Annotated in this window: 20 protein-coding genes and 1 rRNA gene; 20 read left to right on the forward strand and 1 reads right to left on the reverse strand. The window is 33.3% G+C overall.

The window, feature by feature from the left end; translation table 4 throughout:
* Positions 1–172 precede the first annotated feature (172 nt).
* The 20 genes from rpsJ (at position 173) to rplO (ending at position 9,890) form a co-directional block, all read left to right on the forward strand.
* On the forward strand, positions 173–478 hold the full coding sequence (gene rpsJ / locus T395_RS0101860; RefSeq protein ID WP_029512804.1) for a 30S ribosomal protein S10: 306 nt from the start codon (positions 173–175) through the stop codon (positions 476–478).
* An 81-nt stretch (positions 479–559) separates the two neighbouring features.
* Complete coding sequence (rplC, locus tag T395_RS0101865; RefSeq protein ID WP_029512805.1) at positions 560–1,354, forward strand: 50S ribosomal protein L3; 795 nt, start codon at positions 560–562, stop codon at positions 1,352–1,354.
* 12 nt (positions 1,355–1,366) lie between these two features.
* Entirely contained in the window at positions 1,367–2,338 is a 972-nt protein-coding gene (gene rplD / locus T395_RS0101870; RefSeq protein WP_029512806.1) for a 50S ribosomal protein L4, read from the forward strand.
* 2 nt (positions 2,339–2,340) lie between these two features.
* Positions 2,341–2,811 (forward strand): 50S ribosomal protein L23, encoded by a 471-nt coding sequence (gene rplW / locus T395_RS0101875; protein WP_036458395.1) that lies wholly within the window; start codon positions 2,341–2,343, stop codon positions 2,809–2,811.
* A gap of 68 nt (positions 2,812–2,879) precedes the next feature.
* Positions 2,880–3,725 (forward strand): 50S ribosomal protein L2, encoded by an 846-nt coding sequence (rplB, locus tag T395_RS0101880; protein ID WP_029512808.1) that lies wholly within the window; start codon positions 2,880–2,882, stop codon positions 3,723–3,725.
* A complete protein-coding gene (rpsS, locus tag T395_RS0101885; RefSeq protein ID WP_029512809.1) occupies positions 3,725–4,000 on the forward strand; it encodes a 30S ribosomal protein S19 in 276 nt (91 codons plus the stop codon). Before rplB ends, rpsS begins: the two co-directional genes overlap by 1 nt.
* A gap of 2 nt (positions 4,001–4,002) precedes the next feature.
* The gene (rplV, locus tag T395_RS0101890) at positions 4,003–4,344 is read left to right on the forward strand and encodes a 50S ribosomal protein L22 (RefSeq protein ID WP_029512810.1); all 342 of its coding nucleotides are present in this window, start codon (positions 4,003–4,005) and stop codon (positions 4,342–4,344) included.
* A 7-nt stretch (positions 4,345–4,351) separates the two neighbouring features.
* Positions 4,352–5,002: a 30S ribosomal protein S3 gene (rpsC, locus tag T395_RS0101895; RefSeq protein ID WP_029512811.1), complete on the forward strand. Its 651-nt coding sequence runs from the start codon at positions 4,352–4,354 to the stop codon at positions 5,000–5,002.
* Entirely contained in the window at positions 5,002–5,433 is a 432-nt protein-coding gene (rplP, locus tag T395_RS0101900) for a 50S ribosomal protein L16 (RefSeq protein ID WP_029512812.1), read from the forward strand. Before rpsC ends, rplP begins: the two co-directional genes overlap by 1 nt.
* Positions 5,433–5,636 carry a 50S ribosomal protein L29 gene (gene rpmC, locus T395_RS0101905; protein ID WP_029512813.1) on the forward strand — a complete coding sequence of 68 codons (204 nt, stop codon included), beginning with the start codon at positions 5,433–5,435 and terminating at the stop codon, positions 5,634–5,636. Before rplP ends, rpmC begins: the two co-directional genes overlap by 1 nt.
* Positions 5,636–5,908: a 30S ribosomal protein S17 gene (gene rpsQ / locus T395_RS0101910; RefSeq protein WP_029512814.1), complete on the forward strand. Its 273-nt coding sequence runs from the start codon at positions 5,636–5,638 to the stop codon at positions 5,906–5,908. Before rpmC ends, rpsQ begins: the two co-directional genes overlap by 1 nt.
* 3 nt (positions 5,909–5,911) lie before the next feature.
* Positions 5,912–6,280, forward strand: a complete 369-nt coding sequence (gene rplN, locus T395_RS0101915; protein ID WP_029512815.1) for a 50S ribosomal protein L14 — start codon at positions 5,912–5,914, stop codon at positions 6,278–6,280.
* A 77-nt stretch (positions 6,281–6,357) separates the two neighbouring features.
* A complete protein-coding gene (rplX, locus tag T395_RS0101920) occupies positions 6,358–6,675 on the forward strand; it encodes a 50S ribosomal protein L24 (protein ID WP_029512816.1) in 318 nt (105 codons plus the stop codon).
* Between the two features lie 2 nt (positions 6,676–6,677).
* Positions 6,678–7,226, forward strand: coding sequence for a 50S ribosomal protein L5 (gene rplE, locus T395_RS0101925; protein WP_029512817.1), 549 nt, complete (start codon positions 6,678–6,680; stop codon positions 7,224–7,226).
* 2 nt (positions 7,227–7,228) lie between these two features.
* Positions 7,229–7,414: a type Z 30S ribosomal protein S14 gene (locus T395_RS0101930; protein ID WP_029512818.1), complete on the forward strand. Its 186-nt coding sequence runs from the start codon at positions 7,229–7,231 to the stop codon at positions 7,412–7,414.
* 1 nt (position 7,415) lies between these two features.
* Positions 7,416–7,811, forward strand: a complete 396-nt coding sequence (gene rpsH / locus T395_RS0101935; RefSeq protein WP_029512819.1) for a 30S ribosomal protein S8 — start codon at positions 7,416–7,418, stop codon at positions 7,809–7,811.
* Between the two features lie 10 nt (positions 7,812–7,821).
* Positions 7,822–8,361: a 50S ribosomal protein L6 gene (rplF, locus tag T395_RS0101940; protein WP_029512820.1), complete on the forward strand. Its 540-nt coding sequence runs from the start codon at positions 7,822–7,824 to the stop codon at positions 8,359–8,361.
* 24 nt (positions 8,362–8,385) lie between these two features.
* Positions 8,386–8,742: a 50S ribosomal protein L18 gene (rplR, locus tag T395_RS0101945; RefSeq protein WP_029512821.1), complete on the forward strand. Its 357-nt coding sequence runs from the start codon at positions 8,386–8,388 to the stop codon at positions 8,740–8,742.
* Complete coding sequence (rpsE, locus tag T395_RS0101950; RefSeq protein WP_029512822.1) at positions 8,742–9,416, forward strand: 30S ribosomal protein S5; 675 nt, start codon at positions 8,742–8,744, stop codon at positions 9,414–9,416. Before rplR ends, rpsE begins: the two co-directional genes overlap by 1 nt.
* A gap of 27 nt (positions 9,417–9,443) precedes the next feature.
* Complete coding sequence (gene rplO, locus T395_RS0101955; RefSeq protein WP_220094634.1) at positions 9,444–9,890, forward strand: 50S ribosomal protein L15; 447 nt, start codon at positions 9,444–9,446, stop codon at positions 9,888–9,890.
* A gap of 108 nt (positions 9,891–9,998) precedes the next feature.
* Here the strand turns inward: rplO and rrf are convergent.
* Positions 9,999–10,104, reverse strand: a 5S ribosomal RNA gene (gene rrf / locus T395_RS0101960).
* Between the last annotated feature and the right edge of the window lie 405 nt (positions 10,105–10,509).

Here is a 10,509-nt window from a genome sequence, read left to right on the forward strand (position 1 = left end):
TTTATATATTAAAAAAGAACAATTAATTATTTTGAAAAAATTGCTTTGCCTTATAATTAAAAGGCAATATTACAAAGAAGCATGAGGTTGTTGATACACCAAAAAGAGTTGTTGAGGGTGTTTTAAGTAATTCATGTGGAGTAATGTTCTTAAAGAACGAAAGGAGACAACAATGAGTAAATTTAATATCAAAGTGAAAGCTTTTGAACACACACTTGTTGATTATGCTGCTAAAAAACTTGTTGAATTAGCAGAAAAAAACGAAGTGAAATACAGTGGTCCAGTTGCGCTTCCTACAAAAAGAGAAGTTGTAACTATCTTAAGATCTGTTCACATTAACAAAAAATCTCGTGAACAATTCGAATCAAGAACTTACCAACGTTTAGTTGTGTTCAACAATCCTAGCGATAAAACTATGGACCAACTTAAAAGATTAGAATTACCAGCTGGTGTTCAAATCCAAATTACACAAAAATAAATCCAACTTGATAGGCAAGCAATGGTCAATGCCGAACATCAGAAAGACATTGTTAAATAAATTTATATTTTAGGAGAAATCATGAAAGGAATCTTAGGACGTAAAGTCGGAATGACTCAAATCTATACAGAATTTGGAAATTCAATCCCAGTTACTGTAATCGAAGTTCAACCGAATGTTGTGTCTAAAGTTTTAACAGTTGAAAAGAATGGCTATGTAGCTACTCAATTAGCTGTTGTAGACTTAAAAGATAAAAAAGCAAACAAACCTTTAAAAGGTCAATTTGCACAAGCTCAAACAACACCTAAGCGCTTCATTAAAGAAATTCGTGGCATGGAAGGCTATGAATTAGGCGCAAAAATTTCAGCTGACATTTTTGCTGCTGGCGAATTAGTTGATGTTACAGGTACATCAAAAGGTAAAGGTTTCGCAGGTACAATTAAAAGATGAAACCAACACATCGGACCTAAATCACACGGTGGCGGCGGCGGTAGCAAGCCAATTAGACAAACTGGTTCTTTAGGGGACATTAGTGGTAACCGTGTTGTTAAAGGCATGACAATGCCAGGTCACTTAGGTGCAGAAAAAACCACAATTCAAAACTTAGAAATTGTTAAAGTTGATGTTGCAAACAATTTAATTCTTGTTAAAGGATCAATTCCTGGTGCTAACAAAGGTTTAGTAATTATTAGACAAGCTGTTAAAGGATTACCAAACCCAGAAGCTATTAAATTAGTTAACGTTCAAGAAGTTATTAAAATGAATGAATTAGTTGAAAAAGCTAAAAAATACAATATCGAAGTTTTAGCTGGTATGCATGCTGATGAATTAGAAAAATTAATCGCTGCTGAAGAAGCTAAAGAAGCTGCAAAATAATAGGAGATAATCATGGCTGAAAAATCAACCTTAGAAAAATACTATATTTCAGAAAAATTCGATAAACAACGTAATGTTTCATTCAACTTCAAAAAAGCAAACGTTAAAGAATACAAAAATTTCGCTAATTTCTTAGCAGCCGTAGAAGAATTCATTAAAGTAAGTGAAGCAACAGAAAACGATACAAGAGTATGATTCCACAGAGATGGTGCATACCGTGGTAGTGTAGGTTTAGACAAAGCTAGAATTATTGTTAATAAAGTTACAGAAGCTAAAGTTAAAGACACTGAAGCTATTGAATTTATTGAAAAACAAGATTTAGTTGACAAACCAGCACCTAAAAAAGAAACTAAAGTTGAAAAATTAGACTTTTCAAAAGACAAAGAATTAAGCTTTGATGCTTCAGCTCTTCCAAAAGAAGTATTTGGCTTAGAAAAAATTTATTCACAAGCAATTTTTGATTCTATATTATCAGAAAGAGCTTCAAGAAGACAAGGTACTCACTCAGTTAAAAGTCGTGCTGAAGTTAGAGGTGGGGGTAAAAAACCTTGAAGACAAAAAGGAACAGGTCGTGCACGTGCTGGTTCAACCAGATCACCAATCTGAGTTGGTGGTGGTAGAGCCTTTGGCCCTACTCCTGAAAGAAACTACACACTTAAAGTTAATAAGAAAGTGAAGAGAGCAGCTTTTGCCTCAGCATTAACCTTATTAGCTCAAAAAGGTGCAGTAGTACTTGATGAATTCCAATTAAGTGGAATTAAAACTAAAGAAGCTGTTGCTAAATTAGAAAGCTTGAAAGTAAACAACTTAAAACACATTTTATTAGTTACTTCAGATGAAAATGTTTTAAGATCAGTTGCTAACTTAAGCAATGTATGTGCTGTTAGACCAGAATCTGTTTTAGTTGAAGATTTAGTATGAGCTGATGTATTAATTCTTTCACAAGAAGGTTTAGAAGTATTTAAAGAAAGAGGAACAAGATAATTATGGAATTAACACAAATTATTAAAAGACCTATCTTAACTGAAAAAACTAACAACCTTCAAAGTGGCAACACTTATACATTCGAAGTAGAATACTCAGCAAACAAATACCAAATCAAACAAGCAGTTGAATTCATTTTCCAAGTTAAAGTAGTTAGCGTTAACACAATTAAAGTAGATAAAAAATTCAAGAGAATTGGTCGTTTTGAAGGCTACTTAAACCGTTACAAAAAAGCTATGGTTACTTTAGCAGAAGGTGATGTAATTAACTACTATCCAAATGAAGCAGAAGCACAAGATGCTAACAAAGAAGCTAAAGCTAACAAAGCTAAAGAAGAAAAAGCACACAATCAAGCTAAAGAAGCTCAATTAGCTGAAAAAATTGCAGCTAAAAAAGCTAAAGCAGCAAACAATAAAGCAGTTAATGCCGAAGCAGGTAAAAAAACTGTTAATAGAAGTAGAAAAGAAGCATAATTAGAGGATTTTAATATTGCTTAAAAGACAAATTCCTCAAATATTTTTAAGCAAAGGAGACTAAAAATATGGCTATAAAACATTACAAGCCAACTACTAATGGTCGCCGTAATATGTCTTCACTTGACTACAACGCAAACTTAAGCGGACACAAACCTGAAAAGTCATTATTAGTAATTTTAAAGAAAAACGCTGGTCGTAATAACCAAGGTAAAATTACAGTTAGACACCAAGGTGGTCGGGTAAAGAGATTTTACAGAATTATTGACTTTAAACGTAATAAAGACAATATTCCAGCAGTAGTAAAATCGATCGAATACGATCCAAACCGTTCAGCAAACATTTGTTTATTAGCATATGCTGATGGTGAAAAAAGATACATTCTTGCTCCACAAGGCATTCAAGTGGGTCAAGTAGTTATTTCAGGAGAAAATGTTGATATCTTGGTAGGTAATGCATTACCTTTATCAAGTATTCCTGAAGGTACAACAGTACACAACATTGAAATGCAACCAGGTGCTGGTGGACAAATCGCTCGTTCAGCTGGTACTAGCGCACAACTTTTAGGTAAAGACGAAAACGGTAAATATGTTGTTTTACGTCTTAAATCAGGTGAAACTCGTCGTATTTTAGCTCGTTGCCGTGCAACAATCGGTAGCGTTGGTAATGAAGAACACTTATTAGTTAACTTAGGTAAAGCTGGTAGAAACCGTCACTTAGGTGTTAGACCTACAGTTCGTGGTTCAGTAATGAACCCAGTAGATCACCCACATGGTGGTGGTGAAGGTAAACAACCTGTTGGACGTAAAGCTCCACTTACCCCTTGAGGTAAAAAAGCTCTTGGTGTTAAAACTAGAAAAACTAAGAAATCTTCAAACAAATTAATTATTAGAAGAAGAAAGGATGCTAAATAATGTCACGTAGTCTTAAAAAAGGACCTTTTGCTGACGCCCACTTACTTAAAAAAGTGGAAGATATGGTAGAAGGTAGAGTTAAAAAAGCTCCTATTAAAACATGATCAAGAAGATCAGACATCTTCCCAGACTTTGTTGGTTTAACATTCCTTGTTCACAATGGAAATAAATTTCTTGAAGTTTATGTAACCGATGACATGGTAGGTCACAAATTAGGTGAATTTGCTCCTACTAGAACCTACACAGGTCACGGTGCAGACAAAGGTAAAAAATAATTATGGCTTTACAAGCTAAAGCACATGTTAAAACACAACGTATTAGTGCCAGAAAAGCAAGATTAGTTGCTGATTTATTCAGAGGCAAAGACGTTGCAGTAGCCTTAGGTATTCTTCACAATACCAATAAAAAAGCATCAGAATTATTTCTTAATTTAGTGAACTCAGCAATCGCGAACGCAACCAACAACCATGGAATGGACGCATCAAAATTATTTGTTAAAGAAGTATTAGTTAATGAAGGACCAACACTTAAAAGATTTCAACCTCACTCACAAGGTAGAGCATATTCAATTTTCAAACGTACAAGCCATTTATCAATTACATTAGAAGAAAGAGCATAGGTGAATTATGGGACAAAAAGTTAATCCAAATGGATTTAGATACGGTGTTACAAAAGATCACAACACAGTATGATTTGCTGAAAAAGCAAACTATGGTAAATACTTAGTTCAAGATGCTAACATTTACAAATTCTTCGATAAATTAGTACGTAAATACCAAATTGGTCAAGTTGAAATCAAACGTAATGCCAACAATAAAGTTACCGTGTTAATTCACACAGCAGCCAAAGGTAAATTATTAGGTGAAAATGGCCAAAATATTGCTAAATTAAACACCGAGTTACACAAATTCCTAAAAGACAAAAATGTTGATATTAATTTACAATTAGTTGATCTTGAACAACCTGCATTAAATGCACGTTTAGCAGCTGAAGCTATCGCACAAAAATTAGAAAACCGTGAAAGCTTTAGAATTGCGCAAAAATTAATTATTAATGATGCCTTAAAAGCTGGTGCTAAAGGTATCAAAACAGCAGTTTCTGGCCGTTTAAATGGTGTTGATATGGCTAGAACAGAAGGTTACTCACGTGGCGAAATGAAATTACATACTTTAAGACAAAATGTTGATTTTGCTAGAGCAATCGCTAGAACCACATATGGTGCTATCGGTGTTAAAGTATGAATTTCAAAAGGTGAAGTTAAAGAAGGAGATAAATAATGCTCCAACCAAAAAGAACTAAATACCGTAAACCATTCTTAGTAAACCCTTTAAAAAGAAAAGCCCACAAAGGTAACAAAGTTTCATTCGGAGAATTTGGCTTGCAAGCAACAACACCTTCATTAATTACAGCAAGACAAATTGAAGCAGCCCGTATTGCGATTACTCGTCGTATGGGTCGTGAAGGGGATGTTATTATTCGTATCTTCCCTCACTTCCAAAAAACATCAAAACCAATTGGTGTTCGTATGGGATCAGGTAAAGGTAGCCCAGAATTTTGATATGCATCAGTAAAAGAAAACACAATGATGTTTGAAGTTGCTGGTGTTAAAGAAGAAATAGCTCGTGACGCTTTAAGATTAGGTGGTCACAAATTACCAGTTAAATGAAGAATAGTAGCTAGAAGTGAACAAGATGGAGGTCAACAATAATGCTTTTTAAAGATTTAAAAGACAAAAGTCTTGATGAACTTAATAAATTAGTGATTGAATTAAAAGCTGAATTATGAACCTTAAGATTTAAAAACCGTGTGTCAACACTTGACCAAAGCCACAAAATTGCTTTAGTAAGAAAAGACATTGCTAAAGTTTTAACAGCAATCAAACAACTTGAAAGTGCCAAAGGAGTTAAATAATGGAAAGACAAACAAAAACTCGTAAAACTTTACAAGGTAAAGTTACCTCAGCTAGAGGCGACAAAACCATTTATGTTGAAGTAGAAACTTATAGAGCACATAGACTTTACTCAAAACGTTTCAAAACAACCAAACGTTTTGCTGTACATGATGAAAACAACCAAGCTCAAGTAAATGATGTTGTTACAATTATGGAAACTCGTCCTTTATCAAAAACCAAACACTTCCGTTTAGTTGAAATTAAACAAGTTGCTTCAGAAAGTGAAAAATAATCTATGTTGTTAGAACTTTCAAAATTAAATGTAGCTGATAACTCAGGTGCAAAAGAAGTAGGTTTAATTAGAGTACTTGGCGGTAGCCGTAAAAAAACCGCTAACATCGGTGATGTTATCGTTTGTTCAGTTAAAAAAGCTATGCCAAATGGAATTGTTAAAGAAGGACAAGTTGTTAAAGCTGTTATCGTAAGAAGTGTATATGGCATTAAAAGAGCTAATGGTACACACATTAAATTCGATGACAATGCTGTGGTAATTATTAAAGAAGACGGTACATTAAGAGGTAGCCGTGTGTTTGGTCCAGTTGCACGTGAATTGCGTGACAAAGGTTACTTAAAAATTGTTTCATTAGCACCTGAAGTGTTATAGTCAAATTAACCAATTGAGTAATAACTCATTTACCAATTGTTAAAAATTATTAAACTAACATTTCACAAAGGAGAAATATGAAATTTAAGAAAAACGATGAAGTTGTTATTATCGCTGGTGCTCACAAAAACAAAGTGGGTAAAATTGACAGAGTTGATAGCAAAAGAAATCTAGTTTGAATCAAAGATATTAATAAAGTAACTAAACATGTTAAACCTTCACAAGGACAAGACGGCCAAATCAAACAAATCGAAGCTCCAATTCACGCATCAAACATTTCAATCTTAGTTAAAAAAGCTACAAAAACTTCACCAGCTGTATTTACCAAAATTGGTTACTCAATCAAAGGCGACAAAAAAGTTAGAATTAGCCGTAGAACTCAAAAGGAACTTTAATTATGAATAACTTAAGAAATCATTATTTAAATAAAGTAGTACCTGCATTAAAAGAAAAATTCCAATATTCTTCAATTATGCAAGTGCCTCGTTTAGAAAAAATCGTGCTAAACATGACTGCTGGTAGAGAAGTAACTAATTCTAAAGCTATCGAAGAAGTAATCAACGAATTAACAGCTATTTCAGGACAAAAACCTTTCCAAACTAGAGCTAGAAAATCAAACGCTTCATGAAAATTACGTGAAGGTATGCCAATGGGTGGTAAAGTAACTTTACGTAGAGATAGAATGTGAGAATTTCTAGATAAATTAATCAATGTGGCTATGCCACGTATCCGTGACTTCAAAGGTGCTAACCCTAAAGCATTTGATGGTCGTGGAAACTACTCATTAGGTATTAAAGAAGAAATTATTTTCCCAGAAATCGAATTTGACAAAATTCGTCGTATCAAAGGCCTTGATGTTCAATTAATCACCTCAGCTAACTCAAATGAAGAAGCTAAAGCCTTATTAGAATTAATTGGTATGCCATTTGCAAAAGGAGAAAAATAGTTATGGCTAAAAAATCATTAAAAGTTAAAGCTAAAAAACATCCTAAATTCTCAACCCGTGCTTACACTCGTTGTGAATTATGTGGACGTCCACACGCAGTTTTAAGAAAATACAAAGTTTGCCGTATTTGCTTCCGTAACTTAGCTCACGAAGGCAAAATTCCAGGCATGAAGAAAGCGAGCTGATAATATGTTTATAACAGACCCAATTTCAGATATGATTGTGCGTATTAAAAACGCTAATCAACGTAAATTTAAAACTGTTAACATTCCTTTTTCAAATAAAAAAGCCAAAATTCTAGATATTTTATTAGCAGAAGGTTACATTACTTCTTACTCAGTTAAAGGTGAAGGCAAAGAAAAAGCATTCGAAGTTGTTTTAAAATACAAAGGCTCACAAAGAGCAATCATTGATTTTAAACGTATTTCAAAACCAGGTCTAAAAGTTTATGTTTCAGCAGACAATTTACCAACTGTTTTATCAGGTTATGGTACAGCAATCATTTCTACTTCAAAAGGAATGATGACTGAAAAACAAGCACGTAAGGAAAATGTTGGCGGTGAAGTTATCGCTTACATTTGATAGGAGGTAGTCAATGTCTCGTGTCGGAAATCGTGTTTTAACAATCCCAGCTGGCGTAAGCGTAAACTTAGACAACACAACATTAACAGTTAAAGGCCCATTAGGTGAATTAAGTAGAACATTCAGCAACTTAATCGCTATTAAAATCGAAGACAATCAAATTACAACTGTTCGTGCAAACGAAGAAAAACACACCAAACAATTACACGGTACAACTAACGCTTTAATCGCTAACATGCTTTTAGGAGTTTCAAAAGGCTTCAAAAAAGAAATCGTGATTAAAGGGGTTGGTTACAAAGCAACAATTAAAGGTAATATTTTAGAAATCGCTGCTGGTTACAGCCACTTAGTTAACTTAAACATTCCTAGTGAACTTAAAGTTGATGCTGCTAAACCAACAGAATTAGTTATTTCAGGTATCAACAAAGAAATCGTTGGTCAATTCGCTGCTGAAGTACGTAAAGTTAGAAAACCTAATCCTTACTCAGGAAAAGGTATTGCATATAAAGATGAAGTGATCCGTCGTAAAGAAGGAAAAACAGCTGCTAAATAGTAGCTTTAAGAAAGGTAAAATAATATGGCTCAATTATCTCGTAATCAAGCACGTCAAGTTAAACACTTACGTGAAAGACAAAAAATTTCAGGTACAGCTAACAAACCTCGTCTTAATGTTTTTAAATCACACCAAAACTTTTATGCACAATTAATCGATGATACAAGAGGCACCACTATTGCTTCAGTATCAACTTACGTAAAAGGCGAATACCATGGAAACATTCAATCAGCTGCTGAAGCTGGTAAAAAAATGGCTGAATTAATTAATAAATTAGGTATTACCGAATTAGTATTTGACCGTGGTGGTTATGTATACCATGGTCGTGTAAAAGCATTTGCAGAAGCAGTTAGAGAACACGCTAAAGGAGTTAAATTCTAATGGCAGAAAATCAAAAAGAAACAGTTAAAGTAAGTGCCCAAGGTACTCAAAAAGTATTCAACAAAGCACCTAGACCTAACAAAATTGAAAAACTTGATAAAGAAGGTAAAGAAAACAAACCTTTCGAAAGAAGACCAAGAGTATTCAAAGAAAGATCTAAAGGCGACAGAAATCCAAGATTCGACAGACAAGACAATGAATTCAGCGAAAAAGTCGTAAACATTAGTCGTGTTACTAAAGTTGTTAAAGGTGGTAGAAGATTCTCATTCTCAGCATTCGTAGTTGTTGGTGACAAAAAAGGTCGTGTAGGCTTTGGTCACGGAAAAGCTAACGAAGTTCCAGATGCAATTAAAAAAGCTATTAAAGATGCTAAAAACAATTTAATTACAGTACCTATTTACAAAAATATTACTGTTCCACACATGGTGGAAGCAAAATTCTTAGCTTCAAAAATCTTATTAAAACCTGCTCCTAAAGGTAAAGGTATTGTTGCATCAAACACAGTTCGTGCTGTTGTGGAATTAGCTGGTTATACAGATATTTACACCAAAACATATGGCTCACGTTCAAAAGCAAACGTAGTTAGAGCAACTTTAAAAGCTTTATTAGCATTAAGAACACCTGAACAAATTGCTCAAATCAGAGATAAAAAAGTTGAAGAATTATTAGGTTAATCATTGGGATTAAAAGGATAAATAATTATGCAAAACGAAATTAAATTACACTCATTGAAAGCAACAGCAGGTTCAAGACCAGAAAAACACCGTGTAGGTAGAGGTCATGCTGCTGGTAAAGGTAAACAAGCTGGTAAAGGTCAATCAGGACAAAACAAACGTCACGGTCACAGATTAGGCTTTGAAGGTGGTCAAACACCATGATTCAGAAGAATTGGTAAACGTGGTTTCACTAACGTGAACCACATCGAATATCAAGTTATCAATTTAGCAGATTTAGAAAGAGTCTTCTCAAATGGCGATACAGTTAATTTAGAACAATTATTCGCTGCTAATTTACTTAAGAGAAAATTACCTGTTAAATTATTAGGTAATGGCAAATTAACTAAAAAATTAAATGTTGAATTACACGATGCTTCAAAAAGTGCAATCGAAGCTATTGAAGCAAACGGTGGAAAATTCGAATATCTTTAATATACCAAATTTAAAAATACAGCTTATTTCGGCTGTATTTTTTAATTTGCCTAATTAAATTCTCGACTATTAGGCAAAATTTCGATTAATAATTAAAAAATGCAATAAAAAAAGCCGCTCCCTATTTTCACATCTCTGCTATCTTCGGCACTAAAGGGCTTAACTACTGAGTTCGGAATGGTATCAGGTGTTCCCCTTCGCTATTACGACTGTGTTAATATAATACACTAAAATAATAATTAGTCAAACATTTTTTTATTTTTTTTACACTGTTTTTTTAAATTATTTTTTTCAGTTTTTATCGTCTCTTTTTATCGCTTAAAACCGATATTTTTTTAAAACTTCAACTGACTAAAATTTTAAAAAAATGTTTCTAATTTTGAAAATTAATATTATTATTATGAAAGTATCAAAATTATCAAAGTCATTTTTACATAATAAAAAAATGCTTAAGAAAAAAATAAAAATTTTATTTGGAAGTTGATTTTATTTTGATATTATTAATAAGCTAAATTATTAGCAAGAAATGTTCTTTGAAAACTAGATATATAAACATGACAGTCAATTTTTTCGAGAGTTTGATCCTGGCTCAGGATGAACGCTGGCTGTGTGCCTAATA

Origin of the sequence: Mycoplasmopsis iners ATCC 19705 (assembly GCF_000701805.1) — a bacterium.
GTDB classification, from domain to species: Bacteria; Bacillota_I; Bacilli_A; order Mycoplasmatales; family Metamycoplasmataceae; genus Mycoplasmopsis; species Mycoplasmopsis iners.